The organism is Bradyrhizobium sp. 521_C7_N1_3 (assembly GCF_052075975.1).
GTDB lineage: Bacteria > Pseudomonadota > Alphaproteobacteria > Rhizobiales > Xanthobacteraceae > Bradyrhizobium > Bradyrhizobium japonicum.
The window spans coordinates 5095030-5119445 of sequence record NZ_CP197232.1 but is presented as its reverse complement, the minus strand read 5'-3'; the positions used below and the strand labels follow the sequence as shown (position 1 = coordinate 5119445).

General features: G+C 65.3%; 26 protein-coding genes. 10 read left to right on the top strand and 16 right to left on the bottom strand.

The genetic code is table 11. The features are described 5' to 3' along the window. The first annotated feature begins 65 nt into the window (after positions 1-65). Positions 66-287 (top strand): hypothetical protein, encoded by a 222-nt coding sequence (locus AB7008_RS23610; protein WP_441259607.1) that lies wholly within the window; start codon positions 66-68, stop codon positions 285-287. Between the two features lie 25 nt (positions 288-312). Here AB7008_RS23610 and AB7008_RS23605 read toward each other — a convergent pair whose 3' ends face one another. From AB7008_RS23605 to AB7008_RS23595, 3 genes are all read right to left on the bottom strand, one after another. Continuing rightward, positions 313-876: a hypothetical protein gene (locus AB7008_RS23605; protein WP_441259606.1), complete on the bottom strand. Its 564-nt coding sequence runs from the start codon at positions 874-876 to the stop codon at positions 313-315. Between the two features lie 26 nt (positions 877-902). Then, on the bottom strand, positions 903-1355 hold the full coding sequence (locus tag AB7008_RS23600) for a hypothetical protein (protein ID WP_441259605.1): 453 nt from the start codon (positions 1353-1355) through the stop codon (positions 903-905). Between the two features lie 148 nt (positions 1356-1503). After that, on the bottom strand, positions 1504-3063 hold the full coding sequence (locus AB7008_RS23595; RefSeq protein WP_441259604.1) for a tyrosine-type recombinase/integrase: 1560 nt from the start codon (positions 3061-3063) through the stop codon (positions 1504-1506). Between the two features lie 479 nt (positions 3064-3542). Here AB7008_RS23595 and AB7008_RS23590 point away from each other — a divergent pair, with 479 nt between their 5' ends. From AB7008_RS23590 to AB7008_RS23580, 3 genes are all read left to right on the top strand, one after another. After that, entirely contained in the window at positions 3543-4889 is a 1347-nt protein-coding gene (locus AB7008_RS23590) for a caspase family protein (RefSeq protein WP_441259603.1), read from the top strand. Between the two features lie 28 nt (positions 4890-4917). Further along, positions 4918-5400: a hypothetical protein gene (locus AB7008_RS23585; RefSeq protein WP_441259602.1), complete on the top strand. Its 483-nt coding sequence runs from the start codon at positions 4918-4920 to the stop codon at positions 5398-5400. 151 nt (positions 5401-5551) lie between these two features. Further along, complete coding sequence (locus AB7008_RS23580) at positions 5552-6796, top strand: hypothetical protein (protein ID WP_441259601.1); 1245 nt, start codon at positions 5552-5554, stop codon at positions 6794-6796. Here AB7008_RS23580 and gmk read toward each other — a convergent pair. The 9 genes from gmk to AB7008_RS23535 all read right to left on the bottom strand — a co-directional run bounded on the left by gmk (position 6729) and on the right by AB7008_RS23535 (position 15331). Beyond that, on the bottom strand, positions 6729-7388 hold the full coding sequence (gene gmk, locus AB7008_RS23575) for a guanylate kinase (protein ID WP_014495798.1): 660 nt from the start codon (positions 7386-7388) through the stop codon (positions 6729-6731). The genes AB7008_RS23580 and gmk overlap by 68 nt on opposite strands. A 3-nt stretch (positions 7389-7391) precedes the next feature. Next, a complete protein-coding gene (locus tag AB7008_RS23570; RefSeq protein ID WP_441259600.1) occupies positions 7392-8279 on the bottom strand; it encodes a YicC/YloC family endoribonuclease in 888 nt (295 codons plus the stop codon). 115 nt (positions 8280-8394) lie between these two features. After that, a complete protein-coding gene (mltG, locus tag AB7008_RS23565; protein ID WP_248883028.1) occupies positions 8395-9672 on the bottom strand; it encodes an endolytic transglycosylase MltG in 1278 nt (425 codons plus the stop codon). Between the two features lie 121 nt (positions 9673-9793). Continuing rightward, positions 9794-11059 carry a beta-ketoacyl-ACP synthase II gene (gene fabF, locus AB7008_RS23560; RefSeq protein WP_441259599.1) on the bottom strand — a complete coding sequence of 422 codons (1266 nt, stop codon included), beginning with the start codon at positions 11057-11059 and terminating at the stop codon, positions 9794-9796. A gap of 108 nt (positions 11060-11167) precedes the next feature. Continuing rightward, the gene (locus AB7008_RS23555) at positions 11168-11407 is read right to left on the bottom strand and encodes an acyl carrier protein (RefSeq protein ID WP_008130699.1); all 240 of its coding nucleotides are present in this window, start codon (positions 11405-11407) and stop codon (positions 11168-11170) included. Positions 11408-11715: 308 nt separating this feature from the next. Continuing rightward, positions 11716-12453: a 3-oxoacyl-[acyl-carrier-protein] reductase gene (gene fabG / locus AB7008_RS23550; RefSeq protein WP_028157561.1), complete on the bottom strand. Its 738-nt coding sequence runs from the start codon at positions 12451-12453 to the stop codon at positions 11716-11718. 12 nt (positions 12454-12465) lie between these two features. Beyond that, a complete protein-coding gene (fabD, locus tag AB7008_RS23545; protein ID WP_038931867.1) occupies positions 12466-13425 on the bottom strand; it encodes an ACP S-malonyltransferase in 960 nt (319 codons plus the stop codon). A gap of 172 nt (positions 13426-13597) precedes the next feature. After that, entirely contained in the window at positions 13598-14623 is a 1026-nt protein-coding gene (locus AB7008_RS23540) for a fatty acid desaturase family protein (RefSeq protein WP_441259598.1), read from the bottom strand. 3 nt (positions 14624-14626) lie between these two features. Next, positions 14627-15331 carry a TetR/AcrR family transcriptional regulator C-terminal domain-containing protein gene (locus tag AB7008_RS23535; RefSeq protein WP_441259597.1) on the bottom strand — a complete coding sequence of 235 codons (705 nt, stop codon included), beginning with the start codon at positions 15329-15331 and terminating at the stop codon, positions 14627-14629. Positions 15332-15676: 345 nt separating this feature from the next. On the opposite strand from AB7008_RS23535, the gene rpsF reads away from it, so the two are divergent. From rpsF to rplI, 4 genes are all read left to right on the top strand, one after another. Further along, the gene (gene rpsF / locus AB7008_RS23530) at positions 15677-16183 is read left to right on the top strand and encodes a 30S ribosomal protein S6 (protein ID WP_014495806.1); all 507 of its coding nucleotides are present in this window, start codon (positions 15677-15679) and stop codon (positions 16181-16183) included. Between the two features lie 5 nt (positions 16184-16188). After that, entirely contained in the window at positions 16189-16428 is a 240-nt protein-coding gene (rpsR, locus tag AB7008_RS23525) for a 30S ribosomal protein S18 (RefSeq protein WP_007592020.1), read from the top strand. Between the two features lie 128 nt (positions 16429-16556). Further along, positions 16557-17534, top strand: coding sequence for a hypothetical protein (locus AB7008_RS23520; protein WP_304494012.1), 978 nt, complete (start codon positions 16557-16559; stop codon positions 17532-17534). A 48-nt stretch (positions 17535-17582) separates the two neighbouring features. After that, on the top strand, positions 17583-18185 hold the full coding sequence (gene rplI / locus AB7008_RS23515; RefSeq protein ID WP_028157566.1) for a 50S ribosomal protein L9: 603 nt from the start codon (positions 17583-17585) through the stop codon (positions 18183-18185). A gap of 36 nt (positions 18186-18221) precedes the next feature. Here rplI and AB7008_RS23510 read toward each other — a convergent pair whose 3' ends face one another. From AB7008_RS23510 to AB7008_RS23495, 4 genes are all read right to left on the bottom strand, one after another. Next, a complete protein-coding gene (locus tag AB7008_RS23510; protein WP_014495809.1) occupies positions 18222-18689 on the bottom strand; it encodes a PaaI family thioesterase in 468 nt (155 codons plus the stop codon). A gap of 11 nt (positions 18690-18700) precedes the next feature. Continuing rightward, positions 18701-19297, bottom strand: a complete 597-nt coding sequence (locus AB7008_RS23505) for a TetR/AcrR family transcriptional regulator (protein ID WP_028157568.1) — start codon at positions 19295-19297, stop codon at positions 18701-18703. A gap of 108 nt (positions 19298-19405) precedes the next feature. Next, the gene (locus AB7008_RS23500) at positions 19406-20395 is read right to left on the bottom strand and encodes a hypothetical protein (RefSeq protein WP_441259596.1); all 990 of its coding nucleotides are present in this window, start codon (positions 20393-20395) and stop codon (positions 19406-19408) included. Positions 20396-20706: 311 nt separating this feature from the next. Further along, positions 20707-20913, bottom strand: coding sequence for a hypothetical protein (locus AB7008_RS23495; protein WP_028157570.1), 207 nt, complete (start codon positions 20911-20913; stop codon positions 20707-20709). Positions 20914-21456: 543 nt separating this feature from the next. Between AB7008_RS23495 and AB7008_RS23490 the strand changes: the two genes are divergently transcribed. Beyond that, positions 21457-22968, top strand: a complete 1512-nt coding sequence (locus tag AB7008_RS23490; protein ID WP_028157572.1) for a replicative DNA helicase — start codon at positions 21457-21459, stop codon at positions 22966-22968. Between the two features lie 46 nt (positions 22969-23014). Further along, positions 23015-24295, top strand: coding sequence for an alanine racemase (alr, locus tag AB7008_RS23485; RefSeq protein WP_441261239.1), 1281 nt, complete (start codon positions 23015-23017; stop codon positions 24293-24295). Positions 24296-24416 lie beyond the last annotated feature (121 nt).

The window sequence follows — 24416 nt, the reverse complement described above, 5'->3', positions numbered from 1 at the left end:
CCAAACGCGCAGTAGCGGGCTCTGTAGCCGTTGTCCCAGTCCTGCCGGGATGATACCTACTCTCCATGGCCGAAGGCGACCCTATCCGCATCATTCCCCACCGTGGGGTAGACGACGACTGTGGCAGCGTAGAGGTATGGTTCGCCGACGGACGGCGGTCGATTCGGTTCTATTGGGACAACCTTGTCTCCCGCCGGTTGAACCCCAACACGGTAACGCGACAAGAGGCCGTCGAGAAAGCTACGGCGCTGGCGAGGGCCGAGATTGACAAGCTGAACCCTGAGTGAGGCTGGCAGTGCGCGCTTTGCGCGGTCAACCGCTCACGTCATACAGCAAGGCACGCTCCACAGGCCTCCACTGCGCGTGGTAATCGATCAGTTCTCCCATTAATCCTAAATCGTCGTCGGCGATGTTGGCAGATTCATCGGTCATCAAAAACGCATTTCGAAGCGCCCGCGCTTTCTCCTTCAGCTCGATGGCGGGGCTCTGCGCCATGCATATTTCCTCTTCGTGCCAAATGTCGCTGTTACGACTAATGCGGCGCACGTAGACGAGCACGTCTACATCAAAGCCGCAGCGTTGAGCGACTGCCAGCAGGCAGACCCCCTCAACTAGGATCGGTGACGTTGAGGCTGAGAGTGCTGCTTTTAACTCGTCGCAGCGAATGTGCAGAATGTAGCCATTCTGTTTTCTGGTGAGATGGTCATCCAGTGAAATGACGCTGCCTCCCAAGCGGTTTGCCAACTCGCGGGCCAGTGTGCTTTTGCCAACACCATCCATTCCGTCTATGCCGATGCAGAGACGCCCGTCGTTCGGGAGGAGGTCAGCAAGCCGGGCATACAGCTCAGATTGTGACTTTAGTGGCTCGTCCTTCATCGTGCTCGGCCCTATCAACTCTGCCATCACCAAAGTCTGCGGGAGAACCGCATATACCTCGCGAACAATGGCTGGCCCGTCCCATAGAATTGCTGGATGCGATCCATCGCTTTCCGGCGGCGGCTCAGTGACTCCTTTAGCTCTGCTGGGGAAAGACTTCCGCCAGCCATCTCACTATCTGCGGTCCTTACGTCTAGTATGTCGTTCCACAGCGCTTTGAGATACTTGTAAACGTCATCACCGAAGAAAAAATAGGCTCGCTCCATCGTTTCTGCGAATTCAACTTCCCGCGCTTGATCGAATTCGGGTGACGAACTCACCATCTGTTGGACGGCTCTGCGAACAATCTGATAAATGTCGTGCCGTCTTTCGAAGAGATCGAATGCGGCCTTATCTTGAGCCGTTCGCCACTGAAAGAAGCCGACCAACGCAACGAAGAGCGCCGTACCAGCCGCTACAATCCATTGAATTACCTCCATTTGGCCTCCCCCCGTTCTGCCTAAAACATGGCTTATCACAATGGGCGGGCTACACTGCAAAGCCGTTGCAGCATTCCCCAGACATTGACAGCAAAAGCCCGGCCAGCGGAGCGCTAGCCGGGCGCGATCTTCAATGCTGACAGACCGATTAGGCTGCGAGCCGCAACCCGACTTGTTCGGTGATCTTCTGGATTGGAATCCCAATAATCCGCCGCAGCTCGGCCGCCACACCATCCAGCACCGCGCGTTTCTCCTTCATCCGCTTGCTGTGATTGTAGACCTTGCCGGTGACGGTCGGCACGACGACGTCGGCCTTCTTGCTGGCAGCATGGTCGAGGCACTTCGCGATCCATGCATCGTCGAAGCCGAGGTCGCCCGCCAGCGTCGCCGCCGTTCGCCTCAGGTCGTGCGGGGTGAACGGCCGCAGGCGGAGAAGCTCGCAGATGCCCGGCGTCTTGGTTTTGTCCTTGTTCTTCTCGTGCTGGGTGCCGCGCAGCGCGGTAGCCATCGCTTTGCGATGGATCGGCTGACCCGGATAGACCGGGCTCTCAAACACGAATTGCTGATCCTCGCTCGTGCGCGCTTCCTTGATAATCTCGACCGCAAGACTAGACAGTGGCTGCTGGATCACCCGGCGTTTCTTGACCCGCTTGAGTGGCACGTCGAGGCGCGGGTTCTCGCCGTCGAGGTCGATCAGCTCGTCCCGGTGCGCGCCGAGCAGCTCGCTCGACCGCAGCATGGTGACCAGCTCGAACTTGAGCGCGAGCCGCGTCCGGCGATCCCACGGCATGTCGGGTCGGTCGAGCCCGTGCCAGAAAAGACTAATCTCGTCCTCCGAGAGGACGCGCGTGCGCGGATGCTCCGGGTCTAGCTTGCCGAGGTTTATGCACGGGCTGGCTGTCACGTAGTCCTGCTCTGGCTCCGCTGCCCAGTTGAACAGGCCAGACGCCGCGCGCCGGAAGTGCCGGGCATTGCTGACCGACTTCTTGCCGAACTTGCCCGCGACGATGTCCTTGGACCGGGTCGCGATGTCCTGTTTGGTCACCTCGCTGGCGATCTTCTTGCCGAGGCCGGGCGAGAGGAACCGGCGCAGATGGCTGGCGACGTTCTCCCACGTTTCGATCCGGGGCCGCATCTCACCGTCGGCTTTCTTGACTGGCGTCTTCATCCAATCGATACGCTCCTCGATGATGTCGTCCAGCGTCTTACCAGCCTTGTCTCGCTTGGCCTTCCGGTCGCGGAAGGTCTCTGCCAACGCGGCAGCTCCCGCGCCACGGAGACCGTAGACCTTGCTGCGGGCATCCTCGACGGTGAAGGTCTCTGGATTGTGGACGCCCAGCCAGCCGGTGCGTTGCTTGCCGGTCTGCCGGTCGGTGAACTTGAAGGAGAAGGTGGCCATGCCCGCCGTGGTGATGCTGACGTAGAGGCCGGGGCACTTGCGGTCGTAAACTTTCGTGCGCTCCGTCACCCGCTTCGCGCACATGCGGTCGGTGAGAATGACGCTACCCTTGCGGGCGCGCTTGCAAGGGGATGTAGAGATGGTGGTAGTATCGGTCATGGTTTCAGCTCCGAAGGTTGGGACCCATGGGCCCGGCTTCGGTCTTTCAGTCTGTCGTGCGGACGCTGAAAGGCTTAGGGCCGGGCCCTGTTTTTGGCGAAGCGCGCGCTGAAGCCGATCAAGAGGGTAACGGAAAACCCCTTTAAACAAAGGGATTTCTCAGTCTCAGCAGGTCTCACCAAGTCTCAAAATATAGTCGTGTGGTCCTGACGCCCGGGGTCTGTGCGTCAAGGCTTGCGGTGATGTGGCGGCCAACCGGCGCGCGCATCGATATCTGCAAGGCGACGGGGGCAATAGTGCATCGCTCCCCGAGGAGAGCGCGAAGGACACCGTTAAAACCATCCGCGCAGGGAAGGCCGGGCGACCGGCATCACCTGTGGTCCACCCGTGTGCATTTCTGCAGCGCACGGATCTCGGGTGCCGGCCGGCGCCGGGCCTTCCCTGCGCCCTTTGGCTTCCGAGGGCGACGAACGGCAGCACGGCTCGGGCAGAACCTGCCGCGGGAACGCGAAGCCATGACCCCTTGCGGTGGTCCCTCGCCCATCGATACGCCCAGGCACAGAATGTCGCACCGCTTTTCGCCCGCGCAGCCAGCTGGTAGATTGGCGGCATTATTTTGAGGAATTTTGATGCGCGCGAGGATTTTCAATCGCGTTGCAGGGCTGGCGGCGCTGGTCGCAACCCTGCTTGTCGCGGCCCTGGATCCGGCCTCGGCCGAGAAGCGCATTGCGCTGGTCGTCGGCAACTCCGCCTACAAGAACATCACCCCGCTCGACAATCCGTCCAAGGACGCGAGCCTGATGGCGGAGACGCTTGGCGCGCTCGGATTCACGCTGGTCGGCGGGCGCGCCCAGCTCGATCTCGACAAGGGCGCGATGGACATCGCGGTGCAGAGCTTTGGCCGGCAGGTCCAGGGCGCCGATGTCGCGCTGTTCTATTATGCCGGCCACGGCGTGCAGGTCGCCGGCTCCAACTATCTCGTGCCTGTCGGCGCCAATCCGACGCGCGAGGCCGATGTCGATTTCCAGATGACCGACGTCAACCTCGTGCTGCGGCAGATGCAGGGATCGGGCACGCGCCTCAACCTCGTGATCCTCGACGCCTGCCGCAACAACCCGTTTGGCTCGCGCGGCCTGCGATCCTCCGACGGCGGCCTTGCGCAGATGCGCGCGCCGGAGGGCACGCTGATCTCCTACGCGACGCAGCCCGGCAACGTCGCGCAGGACGGCAGCGACGGCCACAGCCCCTACACCAAGGCGCTGGCGGCGACGGTCAGGACCGCGGGCCTCGACGTGTTCCAGACCTTCAACCAGGTCGGCCTCGCCGTGAAGCGCGCCACGTCAGGCGCGCAGCAGCCCTGGGTGTCGTCCTCGCCGATCGACGGCACCTTCTATTTCGTGCCGCCGACGCAAAGCCCGCCGCCGCAGGTCGCGGCGATGCAGCCCGATCCGCTGCCGGCGGATCGGCTGCGCGCCGATCCCGATCGCGTGCCGCTGCGCGATGCCGCGCTGCTGAGCGAATTGAGCGAGCGGCTCTACGAGCTCAATTTCGATCCTGACACGCCCGATGGACTGACCCGTGCGATCACCAAGCTCCAGCAGAGGATCTCGATGGCGCCGACGGGCGAAGCAACCGAAGGCCTGCTGCTGCGGATGCGCAAGATGGAGGATCTGAAGCCGTGGGGCTCGATCGTGTACGGGCCCGATAGCAGCAAATGGGGCATATCGTGGAACCACGCCTCGCGGCGCGCGGCGGTGGCGGATGCGCGCGGCAATTGCGCCGGCGCCAAATGCCCGATCGAGCTCTCCTTCTACAGCAACCGCTGCGGCGCGTTCGCGATATCGGACAAATCCTGGTCGCTGGTCCAGCGCGACAGCATCCAGCACGCCAGGGATGCCGCGCTTGACGAATGCGGCAAGGCTGGCAAAGCTTGCCGCATTATCGGATCCGTCTGCGCCGACGGCTCCGGCCGCTGATACCTTTTTCATTTCGGATTGTTTGCTCATGCCCAATGCCGTCGTCCGCACGATCACCCTTGCGTCCCTCCTCAACCTCGCCCTCGCCTCGTCGACCGCCTTCGCGCAATCCGGCAGCGCCGGCGGCTCGATCGGCAACGACGAAAAGTCGTTGTCCGGCTCGCGCCAGGATACCTCCTCAGGCCGTTCCGAACCGGCCTCGCCCTCGCGCCGGAGCAAACCGGCGACCGGAGGTGGCGGTGGAGGTGGCGGCGGTGGTTTCGACGGTGCCTGGGCGGTCGTCAGCGTTGGTTGCGGCGGCAGCACGAGCGGCGCAGTCGTCGTGAGCTCGGGCAAGATCATCGGCGAAGGCGTTCGCGGAACTGTCAGCCAGAGCGGCTCGGTCAGCACGTTCGGCCAGGGCCAGGGCGTGACCTTTACCAGCACGGGCCGGCTCTCAGGCCGCAGTGGTTCCGGAACGTGGCGCCGCTCCGACGGCTGCGGCGGAACCTGGAGTTCGGCGAAGCAATAGCCCTCGAAAACGCCTGAATTCGCGGCGGAATGAACGCCGCGCAGGCCCGATTCAAGCCACATCCTCTCCGGATTTGCGGCTCATTGCCACCCAAGTCTTTCATGACAAAGGGAAGGTAAAGAGTTGCGTTATGCGTAATCGGGAGACCAGGATGGGCAACCGCACCGCGAAGTTCATATCTGCGCTTGTCGGCAGCATCATCGCCGGCGCGCCACTGGCCGCCGTGTCGCAGAATGCGCCGGAGGCAACGAGCACGGCAAATGCCGCCAGCGACTGCCTCGCCTCGCCGAAGGGCGTCGCGCCGCAGGGGCAGCATTGGTACTATCGCCTGGAGCGCGGGACCAAGCGGCAATGCTGGTATCTGCGCGCCGAAGGCGGCAAGGACAGCGCCAAGGCCGTGCGGACCGCGCAGGCTGCGCCCGATGCACCGACGGCAGATTCAGCAGCGCCGCAGCAGCACCCGGTGCAGGACGCACGCGCCGAATATCTGACATCGCAGGGCAATGCCGCGCCCGCGACGCCGAATGCGCCAGCGAAACCGGCGCCGATGCAACAAGCTCCGACTCCCTCCGCCGACAGCAACGCGCAGCAGCCCGCGGTCGCCACGCGCTGGCCCGATACCTCCGACGCGGCTACGTCGCCTGAGCCGCAAGCTGCGCCCGCTCCTGTCGCCTCGCCCGCACCGCCAAGCGCAAAGCCGTCAAAATCCCCTGCCCCGGTCGCGCTTGCCGCGGCAGATGCCACCACCGATAAAGCGACCGGCTCGCTCCAGACGCTGCTGCTCGTGATCGGTGGCGCGCTGGCGCTCGCCGGCCTCCTCGCCAGCATCATCTATCGCTTTGCGGGCCGACGACGCGTCCGCGTCCAGGCCGCTGACCATCGCCGCGTCAACTGGGACAATCGGGAGCTGCACGACGACGGCCGCGCGCCCTGGCTCCAGGCGACGGCAGCTGCGGCGCCGCGTGCGGAGCAGCCGCGCCCGGTGGATTTCGATGCCGCCCGTCCCCAGGGCACTCGGCTCGAAGCCATCCAGCGGGAAGCCGCACAGCCCAAGGCCGCGCAGCTCAAGGCGATCGATCGCGCGATCGATGCCGTCGATCAGCGGGCGTCCCAGGCCCGCCACGAGGTCGCAGAGCTCGACGAGGCCAACATGTTCAACGGAGAGTTCGAGATCGAGGCATCGGCACCCCGGCTCGCGGCCAACGACATCAATGGCAAAGAGTCGGCCAATCGCGATGACGATCTGCAGATCGAGGACGCCGTCGACGTCGACGTGATCACGGCGATGCTGGAACGGCTGGCGCAGGAAGGACCGCGCCTCTCGAAGCCTAACCTTGAAGCTGGCCTTGCAAACCTCGTACGAAACCAACGAGGCCAGTCCGCCGCTCGCGCTTGAGGCGCTCGGCCTTCAGGATCGACTGCACCTCGGCAAACGCCTCGTCGACCGCGTGGTTGATGACGATGTAGTCGTACTCGGCCCAGTGGCTCATCTCGTGGCTGGCGCGGCTCATGCGCTTGCGGATCACCTCGTCGGAATCCTGCGCGCGCGAATGCAGCCGCTTCTCGAGATCGGCGGCCGAGGGCGGCAAGATGAACACGCTGACGACGTCCGCGCGCGCCTTCTCGCGAAGCTGCTGCGTGCCTTGCCAGTCGATATCGAACAGCACGTCCTGCCCGGCTGACAGCGCCGCCTCGACCGGCGCACGCGGTGTGCCGTAGCTGTTGTCGAACACCGTCGCCCATTCCAGCAGCTCGTCGCCCTTCACCATCGCGTCGAACCTGGCCTTGTCGACGAACAAATAGTCGCGGCCGTCAACCTCGCCGGGCCGCATCGCCCGCGTGGTCGCGGAGACCGACATCCGCAGGCCGGTCATGCGCTCGATCAGCAGACGCGACAGCGTCGTCTTGCCCGCGCCCGACGGCGAGGACAGCACGAACATCAATCCACGCCGCTCGACACCGTCAGTTCCGTGACCGCCCGCCGTCATCGATCACTCCAGATTCTGGACCTGTTCGCGGAATTGCTCGACCACGTTCTTCATGGCCAGGCCCGTATTGGTCAGCTCGATGTCGTTCGACTTCGAGCAGCAGGTGTTGACCTCGCGGTGAAACTCCTGCGCCAGGAAGTCGAGCTTGCGGCCGATCGGGCCGCCCTTGCCGATCAGCTCGCGCGCCTGCGCGATGTGGGAGGCGATGCGGTCGAGCTCCTCGCGAATGTCGGCCCTGGTGGCGATCAGGATCGCCTCCTGCATCAGGCGGTCGGAATCGAACCGGTCGGAGGTGTCGAGCAGGGTTGCGATCTGCTCGGCGAGCCTCGCCTTGATCGCCTCGGGCTTGCGGCCCGGCGCGGCTTCCGCCTTCCTCGCCAGCACCTCGACCTCGTCGACCCGCTGGGTCAGGATCTGCCCGAGCGACGTGCCCTCGCGCTTGCGCATCTCGACGAGATCGGAGAGCGCCTTGTCGAAGGCCTCCGCGGCGGCGGCACGCGCGGCCTTGTCCTCCTCCTCGTCACCCTCGGGCTCGGCGACCTCGACGACGCCCTTGATGGCGAGCAGACCGTCGACGCTCGGCGCGACCGCGTCGACCTTGCCGGCGATCATCGACGCAGCCTTCAGGACGGCGTTGAGCACGTCCTCGTTGACGCGGACGGAGGCTGCAGCGTTGGCGCGCTTGACGTTGAGATTGGCGTAGACGGTGCCGCGCGACAGAAGCTCGCCGGCGCGCTTCTTGGCGTGGGCCTCGAGCTCGTCGAACCCCTGCGGCAACCGCACCCTGAGGTCAAAGCCCTTGGCGTTGACCGACTTCAATTCCCATTCGAACGTATACGGCCCGCTAGCGCCGTGGCTTCGGGCAAAGCCGGTCATGGACGACAGCGCCATCAGGTCAATTTCTCCGGACACACAGGATTCGCGAGGCCCATCAGGCCACGCGAATCTTAAGACTATTTTGCAGGAAAGTGGAATCCGCAAAGTCCTGCAGGCAGGTCTGCGCGAACTAGCGCTGGACCACCGGCGGCGACGGCTGCACCGCGCCCTGGCGCGCGGGCGCGGGATTGGCGGGGCGAGCGGCTGGCGGCTTTTTCTGCTGATTGGGCCGCGCCGGCGTGGTCGCAGTCGGCGGATCCGCGGCAGCGCCGGGCGCGGCGGCCGCCGGCGGCTGCGCATCCTCGGCCGGCTCGACCGTGTCGTTCTGGATCTGCTTCTCCATCGCGCGCAGCTTGGCGACGTTCTTCTGGTGCGCGTCGTAGGTCTCGGTGAAGGCATGCCCGCCGGTGCCGTCGGCGACGAAATAGAGGTCGCGGGTGCGGGCCGGGTTGGCGGTGGCTTCCAGCGAGGCGCGGCCGGGGTTGGAGATCGGACCGGGCGGCAGTCCCTCGATCACATAGGTGTTGTAGGGCGAAGGCTGCGTGATCTCGCTGCGCTTGATCGGGCGGCCGAGCGTACCCTTGCCGCCGACTAGGCCGTAGATGATGGTCGGATCGGACTGCAGCTTGATTTTCTGCTTGAGCCGGTTGGCGAATACGGCAGCGACACGGCTGCGCTCGTCCGGCTTGCCCGTTTCCTTCTCGACGATCGAGGCCAGCGTCACCAGTTGCTCCGGAGATTTCACCGGAATGTCCTGGCTGCGGCGCTCCCAGATCTCGGCCAGCACGCGCTTGTGCGCCTGTTGCATGCGCTGGATCACCTGATCGCGCGGGGTCCCGCGCGGGAACTTGTAGGTCTCGGGCAGCAGCGTGCCCTCACGCGGCAACTCGCGGACGCTGCCGGTGAAGATGTCGTTGTCGGACAGCCGCGCCACGATCTGCTCGGAGGTCAGGCCTTCCGGGATCGTGACGGAATGCTGCACCACCTTGCCCTCGACGATGGTGGCGATGACGTCGCGCAAGGAGGCGTTCTTCTGGAACGAATACTCACCCGGCTTGAGGTCCGAGCTCGCCTTCAGCGCGGCGACGCTGGCGATGAACACCCAGGGGTTGACGTCGGTCACGCCTTCCCGGTTCAGCGTCTCGGCGATGTCGCGCTTGCCGGCCCGCTGCGGGATGTTGACGATCTTGTCTTCCTTCAGCGGCCCCGCCGCCTCGAGCAATTGCCGGCCGTAATAGTAGACGCCACCGGCGCCGAGCATGGAGATCAGCAGAAGGGTGATGATGGCGTTGCCGACGATCACGAAGGGATTGCGCGCCCGGTCCGATCGCCTCGGCGGCGGCGGAACCTGCTCGGGCTCCAACGCTGCCCGCGGACTCCGGGGCGAAATGGGCGGCCTTTCACTCATCGAAACAACCTGAATCCTGCCGGTTCAATCGCGGCCAGGCAATCGCTTGCCGAGCCAAATGCGCCCACGTCCATGACTCTCGCCGAATACGGCAAAACGGTGGATTCGTCGCAAGAACAAACTAATGAACCAGCCGCCGGACGATCACCGACGCGTTGGTACCGCCAAAACCGAAAGAATTCGACAACGCGACGTTGACCTCGCGCTTCTTCGCAGCGTGCGGCACGAGATCGATCGCAGTCTCGACCGACGGATTGTCCAGATTGATGGTCGGCGGCACGACATTATCGCGAATCGCGAGAACGGCGAAGATCGCCTCGATCGCGCCGGCGGCACCGAGGAGATGGCCGGTCGAGGATTTGGTCGAGGACATCGCGACCTTGGAAGCGGCGTTGCCGAGCAGCCGCTCGACCGCACCGAGCTCGATCTCGTCGCCGAGCGGTGTCGAGGTGCCGTGGGCGTTGATGTAGTCGAGATCGGATGCCGTGAGGCCGGCGCGCTTGAGCGCTGCCGACATGCTGCGGAAGCCGCCATCGCCGTCGGGCGACGGCGAGGTGATGTGATAGGCATCGCCGGAAAGACCGTAGCCGATCACCTCGGCGTAGATCTTGGCGCCGCGGCGCTGAGCGTGCTCGAGTTCTTCCAGGACAAGGACACCGGCGCCCTCGCCCATCACGAAGCCGTCGCGGTCCTTGTCGTAGGGACGCGATGCCTTCTCGGGCGTTTCGTTGAATCCGGTCGAGAGCGCGCGCGCGGCGTTGAAGCCGGCAATGCCGATCCGGCTGATCGGCGACTCGGCGCCGCCGGCAACCATGACGTCGGCATCGCCCAGCGCAATCAGACGGGCGGCGTCGCCGACCGCATGTGCGCCGGTCGAGCAGGCCGTGACCACCGAATGGTTCGGCCCCTTCAGGCCGTGCGCGATCGAGACGTAGCCGGAGGCAAGATTGATGAGGCGGCCCGGAATGAAGAACGGCGACACGCGGCGCGGTCCGCGCTCCTTCAGGAGGATCGCGGTTTCGGCAATGCCGGTGAGGCCGCCGATGCCGGAACCGATCATGGTGCCGGTCGCGCACTTGTCCTCTTCGGTCTCGGGATGCCAGTTGGCATCATCGAGCGCCTGGCCGGCTGCGGCCATGCCGAAGATGATGAAGTCGTCGACCTTGCGCTGGTCCTTCGGCTCCATCCAGACATCGGGATTGAACGTATCGTTCGTGCCGTCGCCGCGCACGACGGTGCAGGCGTATTTGGTCTGCAGATCGGAGACATCGAAGCTCTCGATCCTGCGTGCGCCGCTTTCGCCGTTGAGGATTCGTTTCCAGGTCGGTTCGACGCCGCAGCCGAGCGGCGACACCATGCCGAGACCAGTGACGACAACCCGCCTCATGTTCGAAAACTCCGCATCGAAAGATTCACGGCCAATAACAAGAAACCGGCTGACCGCTGGTCAGCGGCCCGTCCGGTTTCAATGTTGTCCCCGCGAAAATGAAGAGCCTTAGCTCTTCGCGTTCTTCTCGAGAAACTTCGTGGCGTCGCCGACGGTGAGAATCGTTTCCGCGGCGTCGTCAGGAATCTCGCAACCGAATTCTTCTTCGAACGCCATCACCAGCTCGACGGTGTCCAGACTGTCGGCGCCGAGGTCGTCGATGAAGCTCGCAGCGTCGACAACCTTCTCGGGTTCAACACCAAGGTGTTCGACCACGATCTTCTTAACCCGCTCGCCAATGTCACTCATTGCATAACCTCGTGTTGTTCCCTGTAGACCCGACCCCCCGGGACGATACGAGCCGTCGTGGTCGTTGACTGCCTTCGCTTACGAACTTTGATTTGGCCCCATCCTAACCGATGCAGGCCCGGCGAGACGGCCAAGGCTCCGCATCGCCAATATACAGGGTTTCAAAAACCTGCAATGGCGTTCTTTGCCCATCCGTTGAGCGTCCGGTTATCATACTTCAACTGCCTTGACTACAAGCCTCATTTCGCACCGGAAACGGCCGTTTGCCGCATTCCGCACCGCCCATGTGGGCAGTGCGAAACGAGACGTCAGATCATGGCCATGCCGCCGTTGACGTGGATGGTTTGTCCCGTGACGTAGGCCGCCTCGTTCGAACTCAGGTAGACGGCGGCGGCTGCGATGTCCTCCGGCGTCCCCAGGCGGGCGGCCGGAACCTTGGCCAGAATCGTCTCGCGCTGCTTGTCGTTGAGAGCATCGGTCATCGGTGTCTTGATGAAGCCCGGCGCGATGCAGTTCGCAGTCACGCCGCGCTTGGCGTATTCGGCACCGAGCGTCTTGATCATGCCGATCAGGCCGGCCTTCGATGCCGTGTAGTTGCCCTGCCCAGGATTGCCGGTGACGCCGACGATCGACGTGATGGCAATGATACGGCCGAAGCGCTTGCGCATCATCAGCTTGGTCGCGGCGCGCGCCAGGCGGAAGGTCGAGGTCAGATTGATGTTGATGACCTCCTCCCAGTCCTCGTCGCGGAGCTGCACGAAGAGATTGTCGCGGGTGATGCCGGCATTGGCGATGAGGATGTCGACCTGTCCCATCGCAGCTTCCGCGGCGGGCACCAGCGCCTCGACTTCGTCGGCCTTGGAGAGATTGCAGGGCAGCACATGGGTACGCTCGCCGAGCTTGCCGGCAAGCTCATCCAGCACTTCCTTGCGCGTTCCGGAGATCGCAACGGTAGCACCCTGCGCGTGCAGCGCCTGTGCGATCGCGCCGCCGATGCCGCCGGTCGCGCCGGTGACGAGCGCCTTTTTGCCAGTCAGGTCGAACATTGAAAAACTCCTTCAGGCCTGCTTCGCAGCGGCCAATGCATCCTTGGCGGCGGCAATGTCGTTAGGACCACCGACCGACACGCCGACGGCGCCGTCCGCAATGCGCTTGACGAGACCCGACAGCACCTTGCCGGCGCCGATCTCGAAGAAGCGGTTGACGCCCTGCCCTGCCATATAGGCAACCGACTCGCGCCAGCGCACCGTGCCGGTGACCTGCTCGACCAGGCGGCGACGGATCTCGTCGGGATCGCTGATGGCGCTCGCCAGCACGTTCGACACCAGCGGCGCCGCCGGCGCCTTGATCGTGACCTTCGCCAGCGCCTCCGCCATGGCGTCGGCGGCAGGCTGCATCAACTTGCAATGGAACGGTGCGGACACCGGCAGCAGCATTGCGCGCTTGGCGCCCTTGGTCTTGGCAATCTCGACGGCGCGATCGACCGCAGCCTTGTCGCCGGAGACGACCACTTGCCCGCCGCCATTGTCGTTGGCGGCCTGGCAGACCTGGCCCTGTGCCGCCTCGCCTGCGACCTCCATGGCGGCCTCGTAGTCGAGACCAAGGAGAGCGGCCATCGCACCGGCGCCGACCGGCACGGCTTTTTGCATTGCGAGACCGCGGGTGCGAAGCAACCGCGCGGTGTCCGAGATCGTCAGGCTGCCGGCCGCAGCCAGCGCCGAATATTCACCGAGCGAGTGGCCGGCGACGAAGGCCGCGTCCCGTCCCACGGAAAACCCGGCTTCGGCCTCCAGCACGCGCAGGGTGGCGACGGATACCGCCATCAGCGCCGGCTGGGCGTTCTCGGTAAGCTGGAGCGTTTCGGCAGGACCATCCCAGATGATCGCCGTCAGCTTTTCCCCAAGCGCGGCGTCGACCTCGTCGAACACGGCGCGCGCCACCGGAAAGGCGTCGGCCAGGGCCTTGCCCATGCCAACCGCCTGGGACCCCTGCCCCGGAAATGTGAATGCTGCCGTCATCGGCGCTCCCTGCTTGTCAGGCATGATCCCTGCGAGAACCGGCAGCCGATGACGCACGGCCTTAGGCCATGGTTCCGGATCATGCTCCAAAGGGGGCCGTAGACACTGTCCGGGGCCGGAATGTCAAGCCAAGATAGGAACTTCGCCCGGGATTCAACGGGGAATGCCGGCCCTAGAATCCACCGTTGGTCTGATTGGCGTCGACCGCCGCCCCTGCCTGCGCGCGGCGCGCGCTGTTCACGAGTTGCCCCGGCCGGTCATCCCGGTCCGGCTTCGCGGTCGCCAGCCGCAGCACCGCGGCGTAGCCCGGCTGCACCTCCATGCGGTCGGCGTGCCGGCTCGCACTCAGCAGGCGATGCACCTTCGGCAGATTGTAGCAGGGCACGTAGAACAACAGATGATGCTCGAGGTGATAGTTCACGTAGTACGGCGCGATGAACAGCCGCTCGAGGAAATTCGCATGCGTGGTACGGGTGTTGCGCAAGGGATCGCTGCTGTCGGGCACGACGGCGTGCTCGGCGATGTTGCGGATGCGGGTGATGACCATCATCCAGGTCAGCAGCGGCACCAGCCATAAAAGCGGATAGGCCCACCACACGCCGGCTGCCGCAAGCGCTGCGAACATCGCGGCATTGGCGAGGCATTGCGGGCCGAGCTTCTCCCAGAAATGCGCCGCGCGCTGCCGCGACGACCAGTCCTTCGGTCCGAGCGCATTGAGCAGTTGCGCCTTGCGCTGCTGGTAGCCGGTCTGCCCGGTGATGTCGCGAATGAACTTGCGGCGATAGCTCAGCCTGGTGATCGGAAACGGCGCCGACAGCACGAGATCGGGGTCGTCCTCCTGCTGGGTGCGCGCATGATGCTGAAGGTGGTAGCGCCGATAGCTGCGCGTCTCCGCGAAAAGAGGATAGGCGCAGAACCATTGGCTTAGGGCCAGATTGGTCTTCTCGTCAGCGGACAGGCAGCCATGCGCGCCGTCATGCATCAGGATCGCGAGCCCGAGCTGGCGCGAACCGATGATAGCAACAGCCAGAATGTAGGTGATCGGGTTGGGCCACCACGCGACCAAAGCGATCGCTGCGACAATGAGTGCCCAGGCGTGGGCGATCAGCGCGACGCCTTTCCAGGTCACGCGCTGGCGCACGTCGGCGAGCTGGTCGTCGGTCAGGAAATCGCGGGCACGCATGCGAAGTGCGGTCATGGCCTACCCCTCCTCGTTCGAACTGCCAGATGCGTCGCGCTCGTCGACCAGACGGAGCCGCGCCGCGTCGCTGGCTGATTTCGCCTGCTCGCCGAGCACGCGCAGCATCTCGGCGCACAATTCATCCGGCGACCGGCCCATCGCGTACCCCTCGAGAATGACGCCGATGGCGACGGCCCAGAACCGCCGCGAGCTTTCGTCGGGCGCACGCAGGGAGCGCCAGCCGTGCCGCGCGACCTGGCTCGCATAGGCGCGTGCGCCTTCACCGTGCAGGCGCTCGATGGTGCGCTCGACCAGCGGCGCAAGATCCTGCCGCCGCCGGGTCAGTGTCAGCGCCTCGGCGAAGAAGGCGACCGAATCGCTCGCCGTCACGGTCTCGGCCAGCGCGCGGGTGTAGTCCCGCGGCGTGCGCGCTTTCAGCGCCGCCTGCTCCGTCGCCCGCGCCAGATACAGCAGCTCGCGGCAGGCGCATTCGACGAACAGCGCCTCCTTGGTGCGGAAGTAATAGGTGATCTGGCTCGGGAACGCGTCCGCGGCGGCGGCGATGTCGGTGATGGCCGTGCCGGACAGCCCCCGCTCCCTGAACAGCGGGCTCGCCGCATCCAGCAGCAGCGACCGCATCTTGCGGCCGGCCGAACGTGTGGCCCGTGCAGCATGCTTGGGGTCGCCAGCCGCCTCTAACGGCTCATGGACCGACTTTTCCGCCATTGGGGTCCTCTGCGTTGATTTCTTTGTATGCTATACAAACAAACAAATCAAGCTGGTATGGTTCGGGAAGACCGGTCCCGCTGCCCGCACCGGAACCATCCGGGGCCGAAAGCACGGCCTCCAACCTTGCAAAGCCGGCCAAAATCCGTATAAGCGCGCCATCCGCAGACCCCGGCCGGGAGCTGAACGGACGGTCTCAGCAAATCATTCGTGATTTTGGTGTGGCAGGGCCAGTCGGCCCGTCGTCCCGTGTTTCCGCCTTCTGAGCTTAATCCCAGAGTCCTTTCCGAAGGCCTCTTAAGGGCTTGACGCCGGGCGATGCGCCAACATGAGGAAAGGACCATTATGGCTCTCTATGAGCATGTTTTTCTCGCGCGCCAGGACGCGAGCACGCAGCAGGTCGAAGAGCTGACTGCGCAGATGACCGGCATCGTCGAGGGTCTCGGCGGCAAGGTCACCAAGACCGAGAATTGGGGCGTTCGCTCCCTCACCTACCGCATGAACAAGAACCGCAAGGCGCACTTCGTGCTGCTCAACATCGACGCGCCGTCCGCGGCGATCGCCGAGATCGAGCGCCAGGAGCGCATCAGCGAAGACGTGATCCGCTATCTCAGCGTTCGCGTCGAGGAGCTCGAGGAAGGCCCGTCGGCGATGATGCGCAAGGCCGACCGTGACCGCGAGCGTGACGACCGTGGCGGCGGCTTCCGCGGCGATCGCGAAGGCGGTGGCTTCCGTGGCGACCGCGAAGGTGGTTTCCGTGGCGGCGATCGCGACGGTGGTGGCTTCCGCGGTGACCGCGGTCCGCGCCGTCCGCGCGACGAAGCTGAAACGACAACGCCGGATGCGGAGTAAGATCAATGGCTGAAGCTGGTGCACGCCGTCCGTTTTTCCGTCGTCGCAAGAGCTGCCCGTTCACGGGCGCAAATGCTCCGAAGATCGACTACAAGGACTCCAAGCTCTTGATGCGCTACGTCTCCGAGCGCGGCAAGATCGTGCCGAGCCGCATCACCGCGGTGTCGGCCAAGAAGCAGCGTGAGCTCGCCCGCGCCATCAAGCGCGCGCGCTTCCTGGGCCTGCTGCCCTACGTCATTCGCTAAGACGAATTCGGTCGGCGGCGACATCGCCGCCGACCGCGCTTTTTTGGTTTCATAAGGCTTCCGGGTCGTCCGGTCGCCGATGGTTGGGGCGAGATGCCTCTAACCGCTCGAAGGGAGCGGGACAGCTGATGATGACGCTTGGACTGATAGCCCTGATCGCCGGCGCTGCGTCGGCCCTGATGTTCGCCTCGATCGTGTCGGGCGCGCTGATCTCGCTCGTCCTGTTCTATCTCGCACCGCTGCCGCTGATGGTCGCCTCGATCGGCTGGGGCCCGCTTTGCGCGAGCCTCGGCGGCATCGCCGCTGCGATCGGCCTCGGGGCCCTGTTCGGCCTGCCCTACTGCATCGCCTTTGCCGTCACCGTCGCGCTGCCCGCGTGGTGGCTCGGCCATCTCGTCCTGCTCAGCCGGCGCCTTGGACCCGTCGGGCCGGAAGCCGCCACCGAGCCGCCTGCCGAGCCCGAGCTCGAATGGTATCCGGTCGGCCGCATCCTGCTGTGGATCGCGGGCTTCGCCGCACTGACCACGATCGCCGCCCTGCTCACGCTCGGCACCGATGCCGAGACCATCACCAGCACGTTGCGGCGCGGCCTGATGCGCCTGCTCCGCACCGCCGACCCGCAGACATCAGGCGAAGCCGGTCAGTTCGTCGACGCACTGGTGCTCATCGCCCCGGCCGCCGCCACCATCGTCGCGATGATGACGCTCACCCTCAATCTCTGGCTCAGCGGCAAGATAACGGCGACATCGGGCCGCCTGCTGCGTCCGTGGCCCGACATGATGACGGCCGAGCTGCCGCCGATGACGCTGGTGGCGCTCTGCATCGCGCTCGCGTTCTGCTTCACTGGCGGGCTGCTCGCGATGGTCGCGCAGATCACGACGGCGGCGCTGATGATGGGCTATGCGCTGACCGGTTTTGCCGTGCTGCATACGCTGACGCTGGCGCTGAAGAGCCGCACCTTCTGGCTCGGCTCGACCTATGCCGTCGTCGTGGTGTTCGGCTGGCCCGTCATCGCGATGGTGATCCTCGGCCTCGCGGATGCCGTGTTCGGCTTCCGCGAGCGCTTCCTGCGCCGCCGCCAGCCACCGCCGCTACCGACCTCTTAAGTTCAACCCCAAAACCCAACTCACTCAACACTTCAAAGGAGAACGAATATGGAAGTCATTTTGCTGGAACGCGTGAGCAAGCTCGGCCAGATGGGCGAAGTCGTGAAGGTTCGCGACGGCTATGCCCGTAATTTTCTGCTCAAGCGCGGCAAGGCGCTGCGCGCCACCGCCGACAACCGCGCCAAGTACGACGGCATGAAGGCCGAGCTCGAGGCTCGCAACCTCCAGTCCAAGGGCGAGGCGTCCAAGATCGCCGAGAAGATCGAGGGCAAGAACATCATCGTGATCCGTCAGGCCTCGGAAGCCGGCCAGTTGTTCGGCTCGGTCACGGTGCGCGACGTCGTCGCGGCGTTCGAAGCCGACGGCGTTTCGCTGTCCCGCCCGCAGGTGCAGCTCGACGCGCCGATCAAGACCATCGGCAAGCACACCATCACCGTCGCGGTTCACCCCGAGGTCGAGGTCGAGGTCAGCGTCACGGTTGCGCGCAGCCAGGACGAAGCCGAGCGCATCAACCGCGGCGAGGACATCTCGACCCGCAACGAGGACCGCGATGCGGCCGCCGAAGCGATCGCCGCCGCCGGCGAGTTCTTCGATCCGGAAGCCCAGCACGACGACGAGCCGGCGCAGGCTGCGGACGAGACCGAGAAGTAAGACCCGCGTTCGCGCAGGTTGCGAAGCCCGGCCGCCTCAGGCGGCCGGGCTTTTCGTTTTCGCGGCAACGTCCTCGCTCAGCATCGCGATCGAGGCGAGCGCAGTTGCCGTATGCTTCTCGACACCGTCGTTGACGCAAAACACGTCGGCCGCGACCACCGAAACCTGGCGGCCCGGCTTGATCACCCTGGCCCGGCAGATCAGCTTGTCGCCGACCGCCGGCGATAGCAGATTGAGCTTGTATTCCGCCGTCAACGCCGGCTGGCCGCGCGAGGTCGCCGCTGCGATCGTCGTGGCGTTGTCGACCAGGAAGGCGGTGACGCCGCCATGGAAGAAGCCGTGCTGCTGGAGCAGCTCGGGCCGGCGTGCGACCGCAATCGTGCAGGTGCCGCGCGACAATTCCGAGAGCTCGGCGCCCACCAGGTTCATAAAGCCCTGCCGGCCGACATTGGCGTGGATGCGCTCGGCTACGGCTGCGAATTCGGGATCTGCTTCGGCTCGCATGCGGCTCCTCCTTATTGCTTGTGGATGCGATCGGGCGGGCGCAGCGCACGGTTGGCACAGGCGACAAGCGTGTCGGCTTCGCTGCGCGGATCGGCGCGGTCACGTCCCGAGAGAAAGGCGCGGCAGAAGATCTGGGCAGGGCCGATGAGCTGGCTGACGAACATCACCGGCGTCATCGGCAAAAGCTCGCCGCCGGCAACCAGCGGCGCGCGCCAGCGCTCGATGCCTTCGGCAAGGCGCGCATTCTGCGCGCGCTGGGCGTCGCGGACGTCCTCGCCCCATTCGCTGCGCGAGATCTCGAAGAGATAGCGGGCCTCGCGCCGGCTCGACACCACCCAGTCGAGATGGGCCCGGATCAGCCGATCGATGCCCTGCCCGGCACTGGGCATCGGATCGAGCGCGGCCAGCACTGCGGCGTGATAGTGCCGCAGCACCTCCAGGAACAGCGCACCCGCCAGTTCCTTCTTCGATCCGAAGACATGAAAAAAGCTGCCGTTGGAGGCGCGTGCCCGGGCGCGGATCGCCGCCACCGTCGCGGCTTCGAAGCCGACGCGGTCGAACACGAAAAGCCCGGCCGCCAACAGGTCGTCACGCACGCTCGTCGTCATCGACGCCTCCTGGAGCATTACTCTAGAGTAACGCTCTACTTGCGGTCAAGACAATGCGAAGACCGCGATGCGTGCGGCCTTCGCAAATCGACGGAAAATCTGGCTCGCTTAGCGCGAAATCGGCGGTGTGGGCGGACCGGACGAGTCGGCTGGGGCCGCAGCGGTCGCGGGCGGTGCCGACTCCAGCGGCTTGGTTGCCTGCTCGGAGCTCGCAGCAGGCGCGGCAGTCCTGGGAGCAGCCTCCTCCGCCGGCTTGGCTTCGGCGGGCTTCGCGGCTGCAGACGGTGCAGCCGGCGTGACCTGCGGTACCGGATCGGGCCGCAGCGCCGGCGTATCGCTGCCGCGCGGCTCGACCCTGGCACTATCAGGCCTGGCCTCAGCCGGCTTCTCCGCCGGCTTGCTCTCGGGCTTCGCCTCGTCACGGCCGGGCTCGACCTTGGCTGTGTCCGGCTTGGCTATGTCGGGCTTGGCTATGTCGGGCTTGGTCTCGGCCTTCGGCTCGCTCTTCTTGTCTTCAATGGCCGGTGCCGCGGCGTCGACCTTCGGTGCTTCCTCGGTCCCGGGCTTGGCCCGACGCTTGGCTTTGCGTCCCTCGGGCGCTGCCTGGCCTTCGGGCCTCGCACCTTCCTTCGATCCCTCTTCGGGTGGCCGTGCCGCGCGCTTCTGACGGGCGCCCTCGGGCGCGGCAGCGGCAGCCTCGCCGTCCGGCTTGGCAGCGTCCTGGGAGCGCTGGCGGCGCCCCTGATGCTCCGGCGCGGTATTGGCTTCCTTCTCCCTGGCGCCGTCCTTCTTGTCCTTGCCGTCCTTGGCCTGGTAGCGGGTGTCGGTGGCACCGTTGGAGACGAGATAGGACGCGAGCACGCCGGCCATGTCGGAGCTGGTCGTGTAGTGCTGGCGCAGGAAGCCCGGCAGCGAGCCGGGCGCCACCGTCTTCAACAGGCCGCGCGGGCTCTTGTGGCAGGCACTGCAGGTCTGCGCGAAAAGCTGGGATGGGGCCTTGCCGGCCTCGAGGTTCGTCGCCTGCGCAAGGACGGTATCGGTCGCGCCGAAGCCGATCAGAAGCAATACCGTCGCGAGGCTGAGCGCTCGGCTCGACATTCCCATCATCTCCATTGAATTTACGCGAATGCAGCCGGCATAAGGCGCGACGGCGGGTCACCTTTTAGCGGATTGAGCCGCGAATGGAAGCAGCCTCCACACGCAAGGATGTGATTAAGCGCTTTTGGAATATCGGCTGTGATCACAGCGCAATAGCGCTGCAGCTCGTTCGAATGCCGGTGGCCGCGTGAGACGACGCGCCGCCCGCCGGAAGCGGCACATCGTCGCAAAGTCACGACGCCGCAGACACCCGTCATAGTGCGCAAGATGGCGGCGCCGAACCCAGGCCCGACGCTGGTGGTGAATGAATACTAGTGACGAAGGGTCGAGATCTGGGAGGACCGGAACGAGGCTGTTAACGCCAGTTGCGCCCGCAGGTCTGCGAGGGTCTCGGGCGAGACCGGCTCGCGCCGCACTTCGGGCCGCTCGGCGTGCTGCATGGCCGCGATCAGCCCCGACAGCCAAAGCCGGCTGGCCGCCTCGCTTCGCCAATTCTGGTGCTGCCGTTCTGGCCGCATCGCTCGCCTCGTTCCCTGGTGGCGGGAGACAACTCCCCGCCCGCCTTCCTGTTCCGGGTCGTACCCCGAAAGAATCCGGGGAGATGTGATCTGTTTCACATAAGTCTCGTCGGGCCCGGCTTAGACCGTCGCCATGAGCAAGCGGCCCCAAACCTCATTCGACGTGCAGGACGACCTCCGCACCGATTACGCCCTGATCGCCACCGGCGTCGGAGCGGCCTTGGTTGCGCTGATCTACCTCCTGCTGGTCTGAATCCGAGCCCAAAGCTCCCGGCGTGCGTCATTTCGCGCGCTTCTTGATACGTCTGCGCGCCAATCCATCAGGTTCATGTCACCCGGGATTTTTCCGTGGCGCGGTCGCGGCCGATTCCGGGACGGGCGAGTTCCGCAAAAATCCGTCAAGCACGGCGCGTGCTGCAGCTGCTAATCATCCACCATTTTAACTGAGCGGTTGATAGCGGCCAGCTTTTGCTTCCGCTTTGGCCCGAGGCGGCGCTTTATCCCGGCCCCGCATCCGCCCCAGAAAATTGCTAACGCTCGACCATGGCCCTGACTGATTCGAACGTCCTCAAACTCGCGCCCGAGCCCGGAACTCCCGCGTATCGGAGCGCGCCGCATAATATCGAGGCGGAACAGAGCCTTCTCGGCGCGATCCTGGTCAACAACGACGCCTTCTACCGCGTCTCCGACTTCCTCGAGCCGAAGCATTATTTCGAGCCGCTGCACCAGACCATCTACGAGACCGCCGCCAGCCTGATCCGGATGGGCAAGATCGCCACGCCCGTGACGCTGAAGACGTTCCTCCCCGCCGACACCGATGTCGGCGGCATGACCATCGGGCAGTATCTGGCGCGGCTCGCGGCGGAAGCGACCACCATCATCAACGCCCAGGACTACGGCCGGACCATCTACGATCTGGCGCTGCGACGCGACCTGATCGGCATCGGCGAGGACATGGTCAATGTCGCCTATGACGCCCCGGTCGACTTCGCGCCGCGGGCGCAGATCGAGGACGCCGAGCGCCGCCTGTACGAGCTCGCCGAATCCGGCCGCTATGACGGCGGCTTCCAGAAATTCTCGCAGGCGTTGGCGATCGCGGTCGATCTCGCGGCCAAAGCGTTCCAGCGCGATGGAAAGCTGTCCGGCATCTCGACCGGCATGCGCGACCTCGACACCAAGATGGGCGGCCTCCAGCACTCCGACCTCATCATCGTGGCCGGACGCCCGGGCATGGGCAAGACTTCGCTTGCGACCAACATCGCCTACAACGTCGCCCAGGCCTATGTCGGCGAGGTCCAGGCTGACGGCACCATGAAGGCCGCCAATGGCGGCGTGATCGGCTTCTTCTCCTGCGAAATGTCGGCCGACCAGCTCGCCACGCGTATCGTCGCCGAGCGCACCGGCATTCCCTCCTCCCACATCCGCCGCGGCGGCATCTCGGAAGCCGATTTCGACAAGATCCGGGAAGTCTCGATCGAGCTGCAGTCGCTGCCGTTCTATGTCGACGCAACCGGCGGCCTGTCGATCGCGCAGCTGATGGCGCGTGCGCGCCGGCTGAAGCGGCAGAAGGGCCTCGATCTCCTCGTGATCGACTACATCCAGCTGCTCTCCGGCTCAGGCAAGCGCGCCAGCGACAGCCGCGTGCAGGAGATCACGGAGATCACGACCAGCCTGAAGGCGCTCGCCAAGGAGCTCAATGTTCCGGTCATCGCGCTGTCGCAGCTCTCGCGCCAGGTCGAATCCCGCGACGACAAGCGGCCGCAGCTCTCCGACTTGCGTGAATCGGGCTCGATCGAGCAGGACGCCGACGTCGTGCTGTTCGTTTACCGCGAGGAATATTACCTCGCGATGAAGGAGCCCCGCCCAGGCACGCCTGAGCACGAGAAGTGGCAGCTTGACATGAGTCTCGCGCACGGAAAGGCCGAGGTCATCATCGGCAAGCAGCGTCACGGCCCGACAGGCACCGTCGATTTGGCGTTCGAAGCCTCGGTCACGCGGTTCGGCGACCTCGCGCCTGACAGTCAGCTGCCGGCTCGCAGCAGCAACGACTACTGAGTTCCTTGAACCGGACCTGCCTCTTGCGTAAAACGACGCCATGACAATGGCGTCCGACCCGAAAATGATCCCGCAATCCGGCCTCCTTTCCGCGGAGGCCAATCAGGCCGCCGCGCTCGCAGCCTATGGCGGCGTGCTCACCGTCGATCTCGACGCCATCATCGCCAATTGGCGCAAGCTCGAGAAAACGGCAGTGCCGGCCGAATGCTCGGCCGTGATCAAGGCCGACGCCTATGGCTGCGGCGCCGCGCAGGTCTCGCGGGCCCTCAGCAAGGCCGGTTGCAAGACCTTCTTCGTCGCCACCATCGAGGAAGCGCGCACAGTGCGCGAAGCCGTGCCGGAGGCCGCGATCTACGTGCTCGGCGGCTATTTCCAGAACACCGGCGAGCACTACGCCAAGATCAATTGCCGGCCGGTGATCGGCGACCTCAACGAGCTCGCCGAATGGGACGTGTTCTGCCGCCGCACCGGCTGGACCGGAGGCGCCGCTGTTCACATCGACACCGGCATGAACCGGCTCGGGCTGACGCTTGCGGACGCGCAGGCCATCATCCCCCGCATCAATGCCGGCGATCACGGCATCACGCTGGTGATGAGCCATCTGGTCTCGGCCGAGCAGCTCAACAGTCCCGTGAATGCAAAGCAGCTGGCGGCCTTCCGCGGCATCGCCAGCGAATTTTCCGGCGTGCCGGCTGCGCTTGCCAATTCCTCCGGAATCTTCCTCGGCGCGCCCTTCCAGTTCGACATGGTGCGGCCGGGCGCAGCACTCTATGGCGTCAACCCGACGCCTGAGGCCGACAACCCGATGCAGCCGGTGGTCGACCTCAAGGCGCGCATCGTGCAAACCCGCAATGTCGAGCGCGGCGAGAGCGTCGGCTATGGCGGCACCTGGACCGCGCGGCGGCCGACAAAACTCGCGCTCATCGCGGTCGGCTATGCCGACGGCTATTTCCGCGCCGCCAGCTCCAATGACGGCACCCGCGGCGCCGAAGTCGTTGTCGCCGGCAAGCGCTGCCCGGTTGCGGGCCGCGTCTCGATGGACCTGATCGCGATCGACATCACCGACTTGCCCCCGAATGCGGCGCGGCGCGGCCACATGGTGACGCTGCTCGGCGAGGGCATCACCGTCGACGAGCTCGCACATCATTTTGGCACGATCGGCTACGAGGTGCTGACCAGCCTCGGCCACCGCTACGCGCGCGTCTACAAGGGCGGCAATGAGGTGGAGCCGCTGGTCAAGCCGGAGCCCGCGCCGACGGCCGAGCAGCCGCCCTCCCCGCCGCCGATCGAGCAGCCCGCGAGCCCGCCGCCGCTGCCGTCCTCGTAGCGGACGCGCTTTCGTGCCACGGACGCAGCGCAGCGCTCCTTCAGCGATGCGCTGCAGAGCCGGGGCCCATCCCTCAACAGTAAACCGTTCCGCCTTCTCGGTCCCGGCTCTGCGCAGCAGC